This is a genomic window from Streptomyces avidinii, assembly GCF_014650695.1.
GTDB classification, from domain to species: Bacteria; Actinomycetota; Actinomycetes; order Streptomycetales; family Streptomycetaceae; genus Streptomyces; species Streptomyces avidinii.
This window is the reverse complement of the sequence record NZ_BMVL01000018.1, coordinates 23154-41522: the sequence shown is the minus strand read 5'-3', so window position 1 is coordinate 41522 and position 18369 is coordinate 23154. Positions and strand designations below refer to the sequence as shown.

Annotated in this window: 14 protein-coding genes; 6 read left to right on the top strand and 8 right to left on the bottom strand. The window is 72.6% G+C overall.

What is annotated here, in order from left to right:
- Positions 1-340 precede the first annotated feature (340 nt).
- Positions 341-1645: an adenosylmethionine--8-amino-7-oxononanoate transaminase gene (locus IE257_RS33045; protein WP_189973635.1), complete on the bottom strand. Its 1305-nt coding sequence runs from the start codon at positions 1643-1645 to the stop codon at positions 341-343.
- A gap of 384 nt (positions 1646-2029) precedes the next feature.
- Here IE257_RS33045 and IE257_RS33040 point away from each other — a divergent pair, with 384 nt between their 5' ends.
- The 5 genes from IE257_RS33040 (at position 2030) to IE257_RS33020 (ending at position 7561) form a co-directional block, all read left to right on the top strand.
- Complete coding sequence (locus IE257_RS33040; protein WP_189973524.1) at positions 2030-3259, top strand: MFS transporter; 1230 nt, start codon at positions 2030-2032, stop codon at positions 3257-3259.
- 102 nt (positions 3260-3361) lie between these two features.
- A complete protein-coding gene (gene acpP / locus IE257_RS33035) occupies positions 3362-3604 on the top strand; it encodes an acyl carrier protein (protein ID WP_189973523.1) in 243 nt (80 codons plus the stop codon).
- The gene (locus IE257_RS33030) at positions 3604-4785 is read left to right on the top strand and encodes a beta-ketoacyl-[acyl-carrier-protein] synthase family protein (protein WP_189973634.1); all 1182 of its coding nucleotides are present in this window, start codon (positions 3604-3606) and stop codon (positions 4783-4785) included. The genes acpP and IE257_RS33030 overlap by 1 nt, the downstream gene beginning before the upstream one ends.
- Positions 4786-4800: 15 nt before the next feature.
- Positions 4801-5964 carry an 8-amino-7-oxononanoate synthase gene (locus IE257_RS33025; RefSeq protein ID WP_189973522.1) on the top strand — a complete coding sequence of 388 codons (1164 nt, stop codon included), beginning with the start codon at positions 4801-4803 and terminating at the stop codon, positions 5962-5964.
- A 52-nt stretch (positions 5965-6016) separates the two neighbouring features.
- Entirely contained in the window at positions 6017-7561 is a 1545-nt protein-coding gene (locus IE257_RS33020) for an AMP-binding protein (RefSeq protein WP_189973521.1), read from the top strand.
- A 46-nt stretch (positions 7562-7607) separates the two neighbouring features.
- Here IE257_RS33020 and IE257_RS33015 read toward each other — a convergent pair whose 3' ends face one another.
- The 6 genes from IE257_RS33015 to IE257_RS32990 all read right to left on the bottom strand — a co-directional run bounded on the left by IE257_RS33015 (position 7608) and on the right by IE257_RS32990 (position 13671).
- A complete protein-coding gene (locus tag IE257_RS33015; RefSeq protein WP_229920800.1) occupies positions 7608-8540 on the bottom strand; it encodes a cytochrome P450 in 933 nt (310 codons plus the stop codon).
- Between the two features lie 521 nt (positions 8541-9061).
- Positions 9062-9613, bottom strand: a complete 552-nt coding sequence (locus IE257_RS33010) for a streptavidin (RefSeq protein WP_229920816.1) — start codon at positions 9611-9613, stop codon at positions 9062-9064.
- Between the two features lie 319 nt (positions 9614-9932).
- Positions 9933-11042, bottom strand: coding sequence for an aryl-sulfate sulfotransferase (locus tag IE257_RS33005; RefSeq protein ID WP_189973519.1), 1110 nt, complete (start codon positions 11040-11042; stop codon positions 9933-9935).
- Positions 11043-11117: 75 nt separating this feature from the next.
- Positions 11118-12116 (bottom strand): ABC transporter substrate-binding protein, encoded by a 999-nt coding sequence (locus tag IE257_RS33000; RefSeq protein ID WP_229920799.1) that lies wholly within the window; start codon positions 12114-12116, stop codon positions 11118-11120.
- 59 nt (positions 12117-12175) lie between these two features.
- Positions 12176-12895 (bottom strand): ABC transporter ATP-binding protein, encoded by a 720-nt coding sequence (locus IE257_RS32995; protein WP_189973517.1) that lies wholly within the window; start codon positions 12893-12895, stop codon positions 12176-12178.
- Positions 12892-13671, bottom strand: a complete 780-nt coding sequence (locus IE257_RS32990) for an ABC transporter permease (protein ID WP_189973516.1) — start codon at positions 13669-13671, stop codon at positions 12892-12894. The genes IE257_RS32995 and IE257_RS32990 overlap by 4 nt, the downstream gene beginning before the upstream one ends.
- Before the next feature lie 163 nt (positions 13672-13834).
- On the opposite strand from IE257_RS32990, the gene IE257_RS32985 reads away from it, so the two are divergent.
- Entirely contained in the window at positions 13835-14404 is a 570-nt protein-coding gene (locus tag IE257_RS32985) for a helix-turn-helix domain-containing protein (RefSeq protein WP_189973515.1), read from the top strand.
- Here the strand turns inward: IE257_RS32985 and IE257_RS32980 are convergent.
- A complete protein-coding gene (locus tag IE257_RS32980; RefSeq protein WP_229920798.1) occupies positions 14388-18218 on the bottom strand; it encodes an nSTAND1 domain-containing NTPase in 3831 nt (1276 codons plus the stop codon). The two genes, IE257_RS32985 and IE257_RS32980, sit on opposite strands and share 17 nt — an antisense overlap.
- Between the last annotated feature and the right edge of the window lie 151 nt (positions 18219-18369).

Here is an 18369-nt window from a genome sequence, read left to right as displayed (position 1 = left end):
TATCGGTGGTGATTCATCGGTGATGTGAATCGATGGCGCTGAATTGAGCGCACGTCGGCATGCTCAGGCGGATGAGCATGGCTATGCGGATGAAACTGACATCTTCTGGCCCCCGTAATGTCTGTCACAGCTCGGATCTTCCCGGGAGCACGGACTGGTCGTGTGGTCGGTGCGCCGGTCCGAGAAGGCCGTTCCAGCGTTCGATGCTAGCCATGCCGGGCCGAATACGCACCCCCGTGTGACTCAACCCACTTGCGACCTGTGGTAACGCGATGAGTTGTTACTCGAGTCAGTTGGCGGGGCATCAGAACGGAATGCTGTATTCAGTACTGAGGTCGTGTCAGCCCGCCTCCACGGCCGCCAGGACACCGCCCGCGATCCGGGCCAGATCCTCGTCACCCGTGATGAACGGGGGCATGGAGTAGACCATGTCGCGGTAGGGGCGCAGCCACACGCCCGCGCGCATCGCGGCCCGGGAGGCCGCGGCCACGTCCACGTCGTGGTCGAGCTGGACCACGCCGATGGCGCCGAGCACCCGGACGTCGACCACGCCGGGCAGCGCCCGGGCCGGCTCCAGATTCGTCCGCAGCTCCGCCTCGATCCGCTTGACCTGTGTGCGCCAGTCGCCCCGGATCAGCAGCTCGATGGAGGCGTTGGCCACGGCGGCGGCCAGCGGGTTGCCCATGAAGGTCGGTCCGTGCGCGAGGACGGGAAGCTCGCCGCGCGAGATGCCGTCGGCGATCCGGGGGGTGCAGAGCGTGGCGGCCATGGACAGGTACCCGCCGGTCAGGGATTTGCCCAGGCACATGACGTCGGGGGTGACGCCGGCGTGGTCGGCGGCGAACAGCGCGCCGGTGCGGCCGAATCCGGTCGCCACCTCGTCGAAGATCAGCAGCACGTCGTGTGCGTCGGCGAGCTCGCGCAGCAGCCGCAGGTAGCCGGGGGAGTGGAAGCGCATCCCGCCCGTGCCCTGCACCACCGGCTCCACGATCACGGCGGCCAGCTCGTGCGCGTGCCGTTCCAGGAGATCGGCCAGGTGGGCGGCGTACTCCTGGTCCACACCGGCGTCGAAGCCGGCCGGCGGGCGGTCCGCGAACACCTGGTCCGGCAGCAGGCCCGCCCAGGCGCTGTGCATCCCGCCGTCCGGGTCGCACACGGCCATCGTCTGGAAGGTGTCTCCGTGGTAGCCGCCCCGCCAGGTCAGCAGGCGGCGCTTCGCCGGGCGGCCGAGGGAGCGCCAGTACTGCAGGCACATCTTGACCGCGACCTCGACGGAGACCGATCCGGAGTCGGACAGGAATACGTGCCGGAGCGGGTCGGGGGTGATCTCGACGAGCTTCGCGGCCAGCCGTACGGCGGGCTCGTGGGTGATGCCGCCGAACATCACGTGGCTCATCCTGCCGAGCTGGTCGCGCACCGCCTCGTCCAGCACCGGGTGCCCGTAGCCGTGGACGGCCGCCCACCACGAGGACATGCCGTCGATGAGCTCGTCGGCGCCCTCGGCGGGCCGCGCGAGGCGCAGCCGGACGCCCGAGGCGGACTCGACCACCACCGGGTCGGTGCGCCCCGGCATGGGGGCGTAGGGATGCCATACGTGGGCCCGGTCGAGGGCGACGAGTTGCTCGGGGTCCAGGGGCGGCGGCATGGCTGAAGACATGGGATCCGAATCCTCCTGACGGTTCGTCCTCTTGGAGACGCTTCGCCGGAATCAGGCGCCGACAAAGCGGTCCGAATATAACGACCGACCCGATGCATTCAAGCCACATCTACTTCGGGGGAGTGGGGTTTGACTTGAAATCGACTTCCCTTCCTGATCGACTCGGTCGGTATAGCGGTGATTTCTGGCCATTGATCAAGGTGATCGCCCTCACGTTAATGCCGTTATTGTCGTGACTTGATTGCTGGTACGTTGATCCGAACAACCCCGTTCGTAAAGCCGGTTCACGAGACCGGCTCGACCTGAAAGGGGAGCTGGGAAAATTCACGATCCTGACATGCGTGATCCCGCGCAGGGTCCCCGGGAGGCGTCATGCCCCACAAGGTGATTCTGGCGCTTCTCGCCATCGGCTCCTTTGCCGTCGGCACCGACGGCTTTGTCATCAGTGGGATTCTTCCGCGTATCGCCGGGGAACTGGACGTGTCCGAACCGGTGGCCGGACAGCTCGTCACGGCCTTCGCCCTGAGCTACGCGATCAGCGCCCCGGTGCTGATGACCCTGACCGCCGGCCTGTCCCGGCGGGTCATGCTGCGCGGCTCGATGCTGGCCTTCCTGCTCGCCAACGTGCTGGGCGCCCTCGCGCCGACCTACGGGGTACTGATGGCGGCCCGGATCCTGGCCGGGATCAGCGCCGCCCTCTACATGAACACGGCCGCGGCCACCGCGACCGCGCTCGCGGGGGAGCGGTACCGGGGCCGCGCGGTCTCCCTGATCATCGGCGGGCTCACCGTGGCCACCGCGTTCGGGGTGCCCGGAGGTACGCTGGTCGGGCAACTCGGCAGCTGGCGCCTCACCTTGGCGCTGGTCGTGGTGCTGGCCGTGCCCGTGTTCATCGGGCTGTTCCTGGTGCTTCCCGCCGTGCCGCAGCCGCCGGTGATCAGCATGCGCGACCGGCTGCGGATCGGTGCGCAGCGTCCGGTCCTGCTGTCCGTCCTGGCCAACCTGTTCGCGGTGGCGGGCTGTTTCACCGTCTTCACCTACCTGGCCGCCTTCACCCGAGCCACGACGGGCATGGACGACGCGATGGTGAGCATCGTCCTGCTGGTGTTCGGTGTGGCGGGTGCCTTCGGCAATGCGGTCGGCGGCCGGCTCAGCGACCGCATCGGGGCCGAACGCACCTTCACCGGTGCGGTGTCGGGCGTGGTGGTGTCCATGGTGCTGCTGGCCGTGCTCGCGAGCTGGTTCGCCTCCGGATCGACGGTCGTGGGGCTGGTGTTCCTCGCGGTGACCGTCGCCTGGGGCACGCTCTACTGGGCCGAACCGCCCACCGCCATCCACCGCGTGCTCGACCTGGCGCCGACGGCGCCGAGCGTGGCCATTTCCGTCAACAGTTCCGCGTCGTACCTCGGCGTGGCCCTGGGCGGCGCGGTCGGCGGCGCCGTGCTCGACCGGCTCTCGCCGGCCGCCCTGGCCTGGGCGGGCGCGTGTCTGGAGCTGATCGCCCTGGCCCTCGTCGTCCTGCCGAGGGTCCGCGCGGGGCACAGGGACCGGGCCGGGCACGCGCCCGTCGGCGCGCTGCCGGAGCCCGTGCGCGAGGTATGACCTCGAAGACTCCCGGCCTTCCGGCGTCGACACGGCCGATCGGGAGCCGGAACAGTATGAAACACAAACAATTCATTTCATTTTGGGGGAGGTTGGCCACCCGTGGCTAACGACGACGTTTTCGACCGCCTCACCACCTGCACGGTGGACGTCCTGCAGGTCAAGCCCGAGTCCGTGACCCCGGACGCGAGCCTGTCCGAGGACCTCGGAGCCAGCAGTCTCATCCAAGTGGAGCTGGTCATGGCCATCGAGGAAGAGTTCGGCATCTCGGTGCCCGACGAGTCCGTGGAGGAGATCCGGACCGTCGACGACCTGCACCGACTGATCCTCTCGCTGGTCGCGTGATGAACGGCAAGGGCAGCGGGGGACGCCGCGTCGCGGTCACCGGAATCGGTGTCGTGAGTGCCTGCGGCACGGGGGCGGAAGCCTTCTGGGAAGGCCTCTTCCGGGCGCCCCCGGACGGACACCGGGAACTGGCGGAGTGGGATCCGTCGCCCTGGATGGAGCTCCGGGAGGCCCGGCACACCGACCGGTTCACCCAGTTCGCCGTCGCGGCCGCCGACATGGCCCACCGCGACGCAGGCCTCACCGAGGTCGACGCCGAACGCAGCGGGGTCGTCGTCGCCACGGCCCTCGCCGGCGTCAGCACCTTCGAACGGCAGAGCGTCATCCACCACGAGCGCGGCGGGCGGCGGGTCTCCCCGTTCCTCGTGCCCATGATGATGGCCAACGCCGCCGCGGCGACGGTCGCCATGCGCCAGGGCTGGCGGGGCCCGTGCGAGAGCCTGGAGACCGCCTGCGCCGCGGCCACCCACGCCATCGGGCACGCCGCACGGATGATCGCCGACGGCACCTGCGACCGGATGCTCGCCGGAGGCACCGAGGCCGCCATCACGCCCACCATTGTCGCCGGGTTCACCAACATGCGGGCCCTGTCCTCCACCGGCCGCACCCGGCCCTTCGACGCGGAACGCGACGGCTTCGCCATCGCCGAGGGCGCCGCGGTGCTCGTGCTGGAGGACTGGGACACGGCGGTGGCCCGCGGCGCCACCATCCACGGCGAGATCCTCGGCTCGGCCAGCACGGCCGATGCCCACGACATCACCATGCCCGCCCCCGGCGGCGGCGACGCCGCCCGGTGCATCCGCCTCGCCCTGGAGGACGCGGGCGTGCGCCCCCAGGACGTACGGCAGATCAACGCACACGGCACGGGCACCCTGCGCAACGACGAGGCGGAGACCAGAGCCATCCTGTCGGTGTTCGACGAGTGCCCGCCGGTGACTTCCACCAAGGGGGCGACCGGCCACGCGTTCGGCGCCGGCGGTGCGCTGGAGGCCGTCGCGGTGCTGCTGTCCATGCGGCACGGACGGATCCCGCCGACCATCGGCCTCACCACCGTCGACCCGGCGCTCGCCGTGGACGTGGTCACCGGCGAGGGCCGCACCTGGCAGCCCGGGCCGGCCCTCACCCAGTCCTTCGGATTCGGCGGCCACAACGGCGTCCTGGTCCTCGGCCCCGCCGGATAGGTTCGGAGCGAAGCGATGGCAGCAGAGCGAAAGAGCGATCCGCACGACGTGTTCGCGTGGATCGACGACAGCACGCGGCGCCGGGACCGGGCGGGCCTCACCCGCCGGATCCAGGTCCGCGGCCCCCGGCCGAACGTGATCGATTTCGGCGGCAACGACTACCTCGGCCTCACCCGCCACCCCGACGTGGTCCGCGCGGTGGCCGACGCGTCACTGACCTGGGGCGCGGGATCGACCGGCTCCCGCCTGGCGACCGGCACCACCGAGGTGCACGCCGAGCTGGAGCGCGAACTGGCCGAGTTCAGCGGGGCGGAGGCCGCACTGGTCTTCTCCTCCGGTTACCTGGCCAACCTCGGCGCGGTGACCGTAGTGGCCCGCCCCGGCACGCTGATCGCCTCCGACGCGTTCAACCACGCCTCCCTGATCGACGGCTACCGGCTGTCGGGCGCGGACGTGGTCGACGTCGAGCACGCCGATCCGCAGGCACTGGAGCGGGTGCTCGCCGCACGGGAACAGCAGCGCGCAGTGGCGGTGACCGAGTCGGTGTTCTCGGTCGACGGCGACCTCGTCGACCTCGGGGCCGTCCTCGACGCCTGCCGCCGCCACGGCGCGGGCCTGCTCGTCGACGACGCGCACGGGTTCGGTGTCATCGGCGAGCGGGGCGAGGGCGCGGTCGCCGCCGCCGGGCTGGCCGGCCTTCCCGACGTCGTCACCACCATCACCCTGTCGAAGTCCCTGGGCGCCCAGGGCGGCGCGGTGATCGGCCCCCGCCGGGTGATCGACCACGTCATGAACATGGCCCGGAGCTTCCTGTTCGACACCGGGCTCGCCCCCGCCTCCGCCGCCGGCGCCCTGGCGGCGCTGCGGGTCCTGCGCGCCGAGCCGGACCGTCCGGCCCGGACCCGCGCCGTGGCGGTGGCCCTCGCCGAACGCCTGGCGGCCGCCGGACTGCCGGTGACCGAGGCGCAGGCCGCGGTGGTGTCCGTACGCGGGCCCTCCGCGGCGCTGACCGCGCAGTGGGCACAGGACTGCCTGGACGACGGCCTCAAGGTGGCGTGCTTCCGCCCGCCGTCGGTACCCGACCGGTTCTCCCGCATCCGGCTCACCTCGCGCGCCGACCTGACCGAGGCGGAGATCGACCGGGCGATCGATGTGGTGGTCAAGCACAGCCCCTGGTAAGGCAGTTGCCCGGAGACGCGCGAACGGCCCGGGCCGAGTGAGGGAGACCGTCATGACGATCGCCGGTGGGTTCCTCTCGAACGCCACGCAGTCACCCGACCGGGCCGCCCTCGCCATCGGTGACGCAGCCGGGCGGCGGTGGAGCTACGACGCGCTGCGGCGCGGCGCGCTCGCCGTCGCCCGGGCCCTGCGCGCCGAGTTCGGCCCCGCTCCCGGCCCCGGGATACGCGTCGCCGTACTCCTGGGCAACCGCGAGGAGTTCCCGCGGATCTTCCTGGGAGCCGCCGTCGCCGGCATCCCGGTGATGGTCCTCGACCCCGCGTGGAGCGCCGCCGAACTGGCCGCGGTCCTTTCCGATGCACCTCCCGCCCGGCTGTTCTGCGAGAGCGCCGAAGGGCCGCTCGCGCGGCTCCTGCCCCCGGCCGCCCTCGTGCAGGTGGCGGAAGGCGGCCTCGAAGCGTGGCTGCGCCCGTACCAGGAGCAGCGTCAGGAACCCGACCGTCTTGAGGGTTTCGCCGAGGTGCCGCACGGCGCGCCCTTCTACGTCGGCTTCACCTCGGGGAGCACCGGCCGGCCCAAGGGGGTCGTCCGCTCGCACCGCTCCTGGCTGCGCACCTTCGACCGCTACACCGCCGAGTTCGGCATCGGCACCGGCGACACGGTGCTGCTGCCCGGCTCGCTCGCGCACTCGCACTTCCTCTTCGGGCTGGTGCACGGGCTGAACGCCGGCGCGACCGTCCGCCTCATGCCCGCCTTCGACGCGGGACGCGCACTCGACCACGTCGAGCGGGACGGAGTCACCCGGCTCTACCTCGTGCCGACCATGTTCCAGGCACTGCTCGAACACGCGCGCCGGCAGCCGGGACGCCGCTTCCCCGGAGTGCGCTCGCTGCTGTCGGTCGGCGCGAAATGGTCACCGGCCAGCCGTGCGACCGCCGCGGACCTCTTCCCGAACGCCGATGCCGTGGAGTTCTACGGCTCGACGGAACTCAGCCTCGTATCCGTGCTCCACGGCGACGACGAGGGTCCGCGGGAGTCGGTCGGGAGGCCGGTGGCCGGCGTGGAGCTCTCGCTGCGCTCGCCCTCGGGCGAGGAGGTCGGCGTGAACGAGCCCGGCCAGGTCCACGTGCGCAGCGACATGCTCTTCACCCGCTACCTGTCCACCGACCACGTCGAAGCACCCGACGGCGAGGGCTGGTTCACCGTCGGGGACATCGGGCGCGTCGACGAGCGCGGCTATCTGCACCTCGTCGGCAGGAAGCAGGGGATGCTGATCAGCGGCGGGCTCAACGTGTACCCGGAGGAGGTCACCGCCGCCCTGCTCCGGCTGGAGGAGATCGCCGAGGCCGCCGTCGTCGGGCTGCCCGACGAGCACTGGGGCGACCTGGTGTGCGCCGTGGTCAGATGGCGGCCCGGGGCCCGTCTGGGCCTCGGGGAGGTACGCGAGCGGGCCTCGGCCCACGTGTCGCGGCAGAAGTGCCCCCGGCGGCTCTTCGAGGCCGACGAGCTGCCCCACACCTCCAGCGGGAAGATCGACCACGGGCGGGTACGGAGCCTCCTGCTGGACGGCCGCCACGGCATGCGGGAGGTGCTGTGAAGGCGCACCCGGTCCGCCGCCGCGGCGGCCGGCCCCGTACGGCCGGTCAGCCGCGCTCCACCAGCACCTGCAGCGGGGCGCGGAACGAGAGCAGGGCCAGCATCCGCGGCGAGGTCCCGTCCGAGAGCCGCAGGTCCGGCAGACGGGCGGCCGTCATCCGCATCACCACATCCGCCTCCATCCGGGCCAGTTCGGCCCCGGAGCAGCGGTGCCGCCCGATGCCGAAGGACAGGTGCTTGCGCACGTTGGACCGGTACGGGCAGAGCTGTTCGGGATTCTCGAAGACCTCGGTGTCCGAGCCGGTGGACGACAGCATCAGCAGCAGCGGCGCACCCGCCGGGAGCTCCACGCCGGACAGGGTCATCGGTCGGCCGGTGACCCGGCGCCAGGTGGTGATCGGCGGATCCCGCCGCAGCACCTCCTCGGTCCAGGGCGCCACGGTCGCCGGTTCGGCGGCGAACCGCTGCCACAGACCGGGCTCCCGCAGTGCCCTGCGGTACATGGTGCTCAGCATCTGGGTGGTCGTCATCTGACCCGCGATGATCATGAAGTAGACCACCGCCGCCTTCTGGGTCACGCCCAGCGGCTCCCCGTCCGGCAGCCGGTGCGCGCCGAGCGCGCCGAGCAGCGTGCCCGCCTCGGGTGCCGGCTGCGAGACCAGGTCGGTGAGCCAGGAGTAGAACGCGGCGGCCTCGCGGGCCAGCGCCACCTCCCGCTCGCCCCGCGGCCGCCCCCAGAACAGTTCCAGGGAGGCGTCGCTCCAGCGGGCCAGGGTGTCGATGTCCACGTCGATGGCCGATTCCAGACCGAGCAGCCGCAGCATCACCCGGAAGGGGACGTCCCGCGCGATGGTCGTCGCCAGATCGCACGCGCCGTCGGCGGCGAGCCGCCGCTCGACGTCGTCGAGCGCCTCCGCCACGACCTTCTCGACCATCGGTACCGAGGCGCTCACGGCCTGGACGTTGAGCAGCTTGGTCATGATGCGCCGATAGCCGGCGTGGCTGTCCGCGCCGTTGTTTGCAAGCGTTTGCGGGAGGTCGAACTTGACTCTCGCGAGGACACGCAGCGTCTGTACCGAGAATCGTCCGATCGCGTCGATCGCATTGTCCGGAAGGAAATTCTCCGGATCGAGCAGAATGGACCGCACGTCTTCGTATCGGCTGATCAGCCAAAGTCCCGTGTTCTCGTCGAACTTCACGGGTTCGCTTTCCCGGAGTGCCGCCATCGCCGGATACGGGTCGAGCGCGTATCCCTGATCGAACAGATCCACACTGTCAACGGGCATTGCCAACATCACGTCAATTCCACCTTCCCCCGTTCAAGTATCAAGCCCTGGTGATCGCGCTGAATACCGGTCGGGGAAGCACCTGTGTGAGCCGCGTCCCGCGCGGACGCCGCCCGGGGCGGGGCCGCGGACGGCGGGCCGTCCGAAGGCGCGCCTCCGGACGGCCCGCACGCGTGCGGGCCGACGTCCCGGCACCCGCCGGTGCCGGGACGCGACTACTGCTGAACGGCGTCGAGCGGGTTGCCGTTGTTGACGCCGGCCTTCTTCGCCGCGTCGATGGAGGCGGCGGACGGCTTCACCTTGGTGAAGGTGTCGTGGCCGACCAGCGTGGACTTCCAGGCGTTGGCCTCGGTGGTGCCGGAGGTCAGCAGCCACTGGGTGTTGATCCTCGCCTCGGCGCCGCCGACGTACTGGCCGCTCCACGTGGTCGCGGAGTGGGCGTTGCGGTAGTTATTCTTCCAGGCCACCGTCCAACCGAGGGCGGTGCCGCTGCCGTCGGTGGCCGGGGCGCTGTCGTAACGACCGGTCAGGACGTAGCGGCTCTCGGCGTTGCCGACGGCCGACTCGTAGGTTCCGGTCAGGGCGCCGTCGGCGCCCGCGGTCACGATGAAGGTCGAGCCGAGCTGGTTGTACCAGGTGCCGGTGATGCCGGCCTCGGCGGCCGAGACCTGGGCCTTCGAGTCCTTGGAGGGGTCTGCCGAAGCGCTGGCCGTAATCGAGACCGTGGTCAGGGAAACGGCGATGGCTGCAACGACGATCTTGCGCATGTGAGACACGAAAAATACTCCCCTAGTTGTTGCCCGGCGGGGGACGGAGGGCGCGCTGTGGCGTGCGCCGTCCGTATCCCGCCCGTCAAGGTTTGTGACCTCGGCCGTGCACCTGACGGTGTCGGTGAACAAACAGCAGTGCGGCATGTGTCTTTGGCGGCAGAACTGGATGGTCGAGGTCCGGGTCGATGGTTGCCAAGGGCACATGTTCGGTGTAAATCGTACTAGCCATCGGAGGGTTCTCAACAACATTTTCTGCAAAGGAATTTCGGCCAAAGAATGGCCGAGTCCTGTCGGTTACTTCGTCAACTCGCGTCCGTCAGAGCCAGGGGATCTCCGCGGCGGCGTACCGGTAGGCGCGGAAGACCGAGTTCTGGGCGCCCGCCGACGACTCCAGGCCCACGCCCTCACCGAAGGACCGGAACTGCGGCACCACGAACTCCCACACGACGTCCCCCTCCGGAGTGACCTCGAAGAGCCGGCCGAAGGATCCTTCCGCCACGAAGGTGTTCCCGCCCGGCAGACGCTGCGCGCTGGACATGTACGGGCTGAAGAAGTTCTGCGGCGGGTTGTCCTTGTACGACCACACCTCCTCGCCGGTGTGCGGGTCGAGCTCCAGCACCCGCGAGTACGGCACCGAGGTGGTGTCGCGGTAGGTGCCGTTGTCGAAGACCAGCAGGGTGCCGCCGGGCAGTTCGTGCGGGTGGTGCTGCTGGGCCAGCACGTCCGGGCCGATGCGCCACCGCACGGACCCGTCGGCGCGGTCGACCGACACGGTGGTGGACGCGCTGCGGAAGCCCACCACGATCGAGCCGTCGGCGCTCTCGTTGACGGTGTTGGCCATCGGCCAGTGATTGCGGGCGAAGTGCCGGTTCAGCGGCACCTCCTCCGGGTCGAGGTGCTCGATGGCGGCCCAGCGCCACACGATCTCCCCGTCCCAGGTCAGCTCGTACACCACGTCCCCGTAGATCACCCCGCCGGGCGCCTCGGATCCGGGGATGCCGCCCCGGATCCGGGCGGCGTCGGCCGGGGCCAGCGGCTCGACCGCCCCGATGAGCAGGTTGCCGTTGCGCAGGACCGAGGCGTCGTGGTGGTGGAAGGGGTGCCGGACCTCGCGGAGCACCGTGGAGTCGGGGGCCAGCTCCTGGAAGATGCCGCCGTGGTAGACGTCCCAGATGGGGAAGAGGGTCGGGCCGGTGGTGTCCTTGGCCGCGTAGAAGAGGTTGCCGCCCGGTAGGAGCTGGGCCTGACGGCCGGGCGGGTGGGGCGAGTTCCAGGTGTGCACCGGCCGGCCCTCGATGTCGACGAGGTGGATCTCACCGGCGCTGGTGATCGGCGTGTAGAGGGTCAGGCCGCCGTGGCTGCGCTCGGGGTCGTGGGCGATCAGGCCGACGCCGCGGCGGCGCAGGGTGTTCTGGTCGACGGTCATGAAGATCTCCTGGGGAATTGGAGTGGCGGTGGCGGTGGCGGTGGGGCGGGCGGGGCGCAAAGGGGTCGGCGTGTCTCAGCGGACGGTGACGGCGGCCGGGTCGGCCGCCGCCAGGGGTCCGCGGTTCAGGTACCCCAGCAGCGCGGCGCGGTCGGCGGCGCCCGGCAGGTTCTGGGCGGCCTTCGCCCAGGCCGCCTCCTCCTCCAACTGCGCCAGCAGCTCGGGGGAGAGGGTGGCGCCGTACGTGTAGCGCGGCTGGTAGGCGTCGACGTAGGCGGCTTGGAGCGCGCCCTTGGACTGGGTCAGTACGGCCTTGCGCGCACGGGCCGGGTCGGAGCCGAGCTCGCGCTGGGCGCGCAGCAGCGTGCGCATTACCGCGGTGGTGCTCTCCTCGGTCGCGGAGGGTCCGGCGACGAGGAGGGTCCTGGCCGTGTAGCCGGTGAAGGGCAGCTCGGCGTAGGAGCCGCCGAGGGCGGTGCGCGCGGCGTCGTAGAAGCTGGGGAAGGTGACCCCGGCGTCGATGTCCCCGCGGGCCAGGGCCGAAGTGACCTGGTTCGGGGCGAGGTTGACCACCGTCACGTCCGCCGCCGTCAGCTGCACCGACGCGAGCATGCGCGACAGGGCGTACTCCACGTTCGTCCCCTGCGGGACCCCGACCCTGCGGCCCTTCAGCGCGGCGAAGCCGGTGATCCGCCGGTCGGTCCGGGTGAGCAGCCGCCAGTCGGAGAACCGGGACAGGTCGGCGACGACCCGCAGCTCGCGCCCGCCCAACGCGGCCGTCACGGCGGGCAGATCGCCGACAACGCCCAGCTGGGCCTGGCCGCCGAGAACGGCGTTCAGGGCGTCCCGTCCGGTGGGTTGCGTCGTGACGGTGGCCCGGACGCCCTCGGTGGACCAGAGGCCGCCCTCCTCGGCCACGTGGACGGGGGCGCCACCGAGGAAGTCGCTCGCGGCGAGGGTGACGGCCGGGCGGCCGCCGGTGGCCGTACCGGACGGGGAGCCGGCGCAGGCCGTGGCGAGCGGGGTGAGCAGGGCGGCGAGCAGTACGGCGGCCACCGCACGGGATCTGAGCAAGGTGAACGGTCCTTTCCTGGACAGGGGCGTGGTCGTGGGGCGTGGTCGTGGGGCGTGGTTCATTCGGAACCGAGGTGGCGTGCGATCAGGGCCCGCAGGTCGGGATCGGGCGGTCCGGCGGGCACCGCGTGGTCGGCGAGCACCCGCCCGGGGCTCCCGCCGAGGACGATCACGCGTCCGGCCAGCGCCAGCGCCTCGTCGATGTCGTGCGTGACGAACAGGACGGTGGTGCCGCGGCGCTGCCACAGCTCCCGCAGCAGGCTCTGCATCCGGGTCCGGGTCAATGCGTCCAGCGCCCCGAACGGCTCGTCCATCAAGAGCACTTCGGGTTCGGCGGCGAGCGCCCGGGCCAGCGCCACCCGCTGCTGCATCCCGCCCGAGAGCTGGGCGGGGTACTTCTGCGCGCCCTCCGCGAGCCCCACCTCGGCCAGCGCCGCGAGGGCGCGCCTGCGGCGCTCGGCACGCGGCAGGCCGAGCCGCTTGAGGGCGAACTCGACGTTGCCGCGGGCCGTGCGCCACGGGAACAGCGCATAGTGCTGGAAGACGACACCCCGCTCCGGGCCGGGCCCGCGCACCGGCTCGGACCCCGCCGTCACCCGTCCCGCGGTGGGCCGGACGAATCCCGCCACCAGGCCCAGGACCGTGGACTTGCCGCACCCGCTGGGCCCGAGCAGCGCCGTGAAGGAGCCCGGCGGGAACTCCAGGTCGGTGAGCTCCAGCACCGGGGCGGCGCTCCCGTACCCCGCCGACAGCGCCTCCAGTCGTACCCCCAGGCTCATGACGCGCTCCAGTGCACGAACCGGCGGCCCACGGCGGCCAGGACCAGGTCCACGGTCACCCCGAGCAGCCCGAGTACGAGCAGCCCCGCGAACATCCGGTCCACCCGCAGGAACTGGCCGTCCACCTGGAGCCGGTACGCCAACCCGCTGTCCGCACCGCCGAGTTCGGCCGCCACCAGCGCGAGCAGGGCCACCGAGGCCCCGTAGCGCAGCGCCGCGAGCACGGCGGGAGCGGCGGCGGGCAGCAGTACCTCGGTGAACCGGCGGCGCAGCGGGGCCCCCAGCGACCGGGCCGCGCGCAGATGGGAGACCGGCACCCGGGACACCCCGTCGTGGACGTACAGCCAGACGGCGAGCAGCACGGCGTAGGCGATGAGCAGCCGCTTGGCGCTCTCGCCGATGCCGAACCAGGCGGTGGCGAGCGGGACCAGCGCGATGGCCGGGATCGGCCGCAGGAAGGACACCACCGGGGTGACGGCGGCGGACACCACCGGCAGGTAGCCGGTGGTGAAGCCGAGCGCGCTGCCGATGACGGCGCCCAGCGCGAAGCCCTGTCCGGCCCGGCTCAGGCTGGCCCCGAGGTCGGCGGCCAGGGCGCCGCTGCGGGCGCTGTCCGCCAGGGCGGCCGCGGTCCGGCCGGGCGTGGGGAGCAGTCCCGGGGCCACGCTGCCGGAGTGGGCCAGCAGGTACCAGAGGGCGAGGACGACGCCGGCCGTGCCCAGGGCCGGGCCGAGTCCGGCGAGGCCCCGGCCGGGGGGTGAGGGGGTGGCGTGCACGGGGCGGCTCCTCGCTCGTTCGGGAGTTCGTTCCGGAGCTCGTTCCGGACGCGCTGATAAGTGAGGTCAATAATTGACTACGCTTATGAAGGGAGTGTTGCGGCAGTGCGAAACCTGTCGCGGCCCCCCGGCGCCGCATGCACGATGAGGTACGTTCACCTGCGTGTCTCGCCCCGAACCCACGCCCGAAGCGATCGAGGTCGGACGGGTGATCCGCGGCTGCCGCAAACAGCGCGGCGTCTCCATGGCCGTGCTCGCCACCCGATCGGGCCTCTCCCAGCCCTTCCTCAGCCAGCTGGAACGCGGACTCGCCACGCCCAGCCTCAGCTCGATCTACCGCATAGCCGAGGCCCTGGACGTCACCCCGGGCACCTTCCTGCGGCCGCCCGGCCGGCCCGGTGCCGTCACCCACGAGAGCGACCCCCAGGTCATCCGGGTCGACGAGACCGCGGGGCAGGTCGCCCAGGTGCTCATCCCCGGCGGGCGCAGCACCTTGATGGAGGCATACGAGCACCACTTCGAGCCCGGCCGGGGCGAGCGCGGCTGGTTCGAGCACCCCGGCGAGGACTTCCTCTACGTCCTGGAGGGCGAGATCGTCCTGGAGGTCGAGGGCGAGGAGCCGCTCACCCTGCGCGCCGGCCAGAGCGCCCACCACCGGGGCGAAGTCCCGCACCGCTGCCGTCTGTCGGGCCCGGACGCGGCCCGCACCCTGCTCGTCATCGCGAACGCCTGACCCCGAGGGGCGGACCCCCGTCCTGCCCCTCGGAGCCGGCCGTCTCCCGCAGTCGGCCGATCGCCGCCAGCCGCGCCCCGACGTCCAGGTCCCACAGCCGCACGGTGCCGTCCGTACTGCTGCTGGCCACCGTCCGCCCGTCCGGGGCGAACACGACGCCCCACACCGCATTCGCGTGACCGGACAGCGCCGCCACCGCCCGGCGCCCGGCCACGTCCCACAGCCGGACCGTACGGTCGTTGCCGCTGCTCGCGAGGGTCCGGCCGTCGGGGGAGAAGGCGATCCCGCGCGCCGAGCCCGTGTGCCCGGACAGCGCCGCCTCGAAGCGGTGCCGCCGCGCGTCCCACAGCCGTACCGTCCCGTCGTTGCCGCTGCTCGCCAGCGTCCGGCCGTCCGGGCTGAAGGCCACACCGCGCACCGCACCCCGGTGGCCGGTGAGCACGGTCACCGGACGGCGCCCCGCCACGTCCCACAGCCGGACCGTCAGATCGTCCCCGGCGCTCGCCAGGGTGCCCCCGTCGGGGCTGAACACCACGTCGTTGGCGAAGTCCGTGTGACCGGCCAGGACGGCGAGCGGACGGCGCCCCGCCACGTCCCACAGCCGCACCGTGCCGTCCGACCCGGCCGAGGCCAGCGTCCGTCCGTCCGGGGAGAAGGCCACCGCGAAGACGGTGCCGCCCTGCCCGGTGAGGGCCGCCGAGCGCCCACGGTCCGCCGTGTCCCAGAGCCGGATGGCGCCGTCGGAACCGGCCGAGGCCAGCGTCCGCCCGTCGGGCGCGAACGCCACCGAGAACACCGTCTCGCTGTGCCCCGCGAACGTGGCCAGGACCCGGCGCTCCGCAACGTCCCACAGCCGCACCGAGTGATCGGCCTCCGCAGTCGCCAGCCGCTTGCCGTCCGGGCTGTACGCCGCGTGCCAGATCTCCGTGAACGGCCGTGAGGTCAGCGCCCCGCCCCGCAGGTCCCACAGCACCACCGACTGGTCGAACCCGGCGGTGGCCAGCACCGCGCCGCGGCTGTCCACGGCCACCCCGAGGACGTAGTCGGTGTGCCCGGCGAGCGTCGCCGCCGCCCGGCCCCCGGCCACGTCCCACAGCCGGGTCGTGCCGTCGCCGCCCGCGCTGACGACCGTCGTTCCGTCCGGCGTGTAGGCGACACCGTTGACGTCGTCGCTGTGCCCGGTGAGCGTGGCGGTCGTCCTGCGGCCCGCCACGTCCCAGAGCCGTACGGTGCGGTCGACGCCCCCGGTGGCGACCGTACGGCCGTCCGGGGCGAAGGCCGCGCCCAGCACCTCGTCGGTGTGCCCGGTGAGGACGGCCTGCGGACGCGCCTCCGCCGGGTCCCACAGCCGTACGGTCCGGTCGGCGCCGGCCGACACCAGCGTCCGGCCGTCGGCGGCGTACGCCAGTGCGTTGACCCGCCCGGTATGACCGGTGAGGGAGGCGATCGCGCCGTGGTCCCCGGCGGCGTCCCACAACCCGATCGTCCCGTCGGCGCCGGCGACGGCCAGGGTCCGCCCGTCGGGTGCGAAGGCCACGGCCCGGGCACCCGCCGTACTCGCCGGGAGCTGCGTGCCGCCACCGCCGGCGGTGTCCCAGAGCCGGGCCGGCCCGTCCGTCGACGTGGCCGCGAGCATCCGGCCGTCGGGGCTGAAGGCCACCGCGCGCACCCGGCCGGGCAGCCGGAAGGTCGCCGTCGTCCGGCGGTCGGACACCCGCCGCAGCATCACCGTCCCGTCGGAACCGGCCGTCGCCAGCGTGTCGTTGCCCGGCGCGAAGGCCACCGCGTTGACCGGGCCGCCGTGCCCGCCCAGGCGGGCGATGAACGGCTGGGACTGGGTGCTCAGCAGAGCACCGCGCGCCTCGCTCGTCGCGGACGCCCGGTACGCCTCCCCGGCGAGCAGCATCGAAGCCTCGGGCCGGCCCGAGGCCAGCGCCGCCGACTGCAGGGCGAGCGCCCGCGACCGTGCGACGCGCTCCTGGCCGAGGGCGCCCGCGCGCTGCTGGTGGGCGAGGCCCCCGGCCCCCACGGCGAGGACCAGCAGGACGACGAGCGTGGCCAGCATCCACTGCCTCAGCCGCACCTGGCGCCCGGCCTGCCGCTCCCGGCTGTCGTGCGCCTCCTGGCTCGCCCGCAGGAAGGCGGCCTCCAGGGAGCCGAGCCGGCTCCTGCCGTCGTGCTCGTCGGCCCAGGCCCGCGCGGTGTCCAGCCGGGTCCCGCGGTGCAGCGCCGACGGATCGCGGCCCTCGCGCTCCCATTCTGCGGCGGCGTGGGCCAGTTGCTGGTGGATCAGGAGCCCGGCCCGGTCGGCGCGGATCCAGCCGCGCAGCCGCGGCCAGGCGTGCAGCAGCGCCTCGTGGGTGATCTCGACGCTGTCGCTGTCCATGGTGATCAGGCGGGCCCGGACGAAGGTGTCGAGCGCGGCCGCGGCCGGGCCCGCGTCGGCCAGTTGTTCCATCAGGGCGGTACGGCTCATCCGGCGCCGGGTGGCCCCCGTACCGTCGGCCACGTGCACCAGTCGCACCAGGACGCGGCGGAGCGTGTTCTGTTCGGCCGGGTACAGGCGGGTGAACACCTCCTCCGCGGTACGGGCGATCGCGCCCTGGATGCCGCCGGTGCGCTCGTACCCGGCCACGGTCAGGGTGGCGCCCTCACGCTGGCGCCAGGTGGCCAGCAGGGCGTGGGAAACCAGCGGGAGCACCCCGGAGGGGGTCAGGTCGGGCGGATCGTCGCGCAGGCCGACGTCGCGCAGCAGCAGCGGGAACAGGCCCGGTTCGAGGGTGAGACCGGCGAGTTCCGCCGGCCGGGTGATCGACTCCCGCAGCTCCGCCAAGGACATCGGGGGCAGGACGAACAGCCCTCCCGTGAAGACCGGCGCCAGTTCCGGCAGGTCCACGCAGTTCCCGGAGAAGTCGGCCCGTACGCCGAGCACCACGACGGCAGGGTTGAGGGCAGCGGGATCGGGACCGTCCGGGGCGAGCCCGTCCGGGGCGGAGCCGTCCGGCTCGGGACGCGCGCCCGCCAGCGCGCAGAGCACCCGGACGAATGCGCGCCGCTCGTCCTCGTCGCAGCAGAGGGTGAACAGCTCCTCGAACTGGTCGACGAGCAGCACCGGACGAGGCGGCCGGGGCGTCCGGGCCGGGCCGTCCGCCGGGGGAGGGCCCGCCAGCCGCCGGACGGCCTCGAGCAGCGCGTCCGGCCGGTCCCGCACCTCTCCCGCGGTGAGCCCCGGATCACCGCCCAGGACCTCCGCGGCGCAGTCCAGCAGCTCCTCCAGCGGATGCGCGGTGGGCGTGAACCGCAGCACCGGCCAGGTGTCGGAGCCGGGCATCGGGAAGTCGCCGCGCCGCAGCGCCGGTACGAGACCGGCGTTCAGCAGGGAGGACTTGCCGGCGCCCGACGGGGCGAGGAGCATCAGCGGCCCGTGGCCGACCCGCTCGAAGACCCGTTCGGTCAGCTCGGCCGTCGCCCGCTCCCGCCCGAAGAACCACCGCGCTTCCCGCGCGGTGAAGGCGGGCAGGCCGCGGTAGGGGCACTCGCCGTCCGCCTGCGACCCGGCGTGCGCACCGGCGCCACCCGGTGCGCCCCCGCCGTCCTCATTGCCGCGCGGACCCGTTTCCCGGACCATCCGCAGAAGTTCACCGCCCGCCCGCAGTACGTCGTCGCAGCGCCGCGCGACGTCGACGGTGACGCGCTTCGAGCCGGTCTCGATCTTGCTGAGGTAGCCCTTGCTGTAGTGCGTCTGCCGTGCGAGGTCCGCGAGGGACAGGCCGCGTTGCACCCGCAGACGTCGCAACTGAGCGGGAAAAGGCATCGCGGCGTCGTCGGACTCGTGCTGGTGACCGGTCTTTCGCCGGCGGTCCGGATCCCCCAAGACATCCCCCATGGCCATGCGCACCCAGGCAGCGGTCAGGCAGCGCCCAGGGTACAGCGGGGGTGGGGTGGCCGGCCGCCTCTTCGAGCCG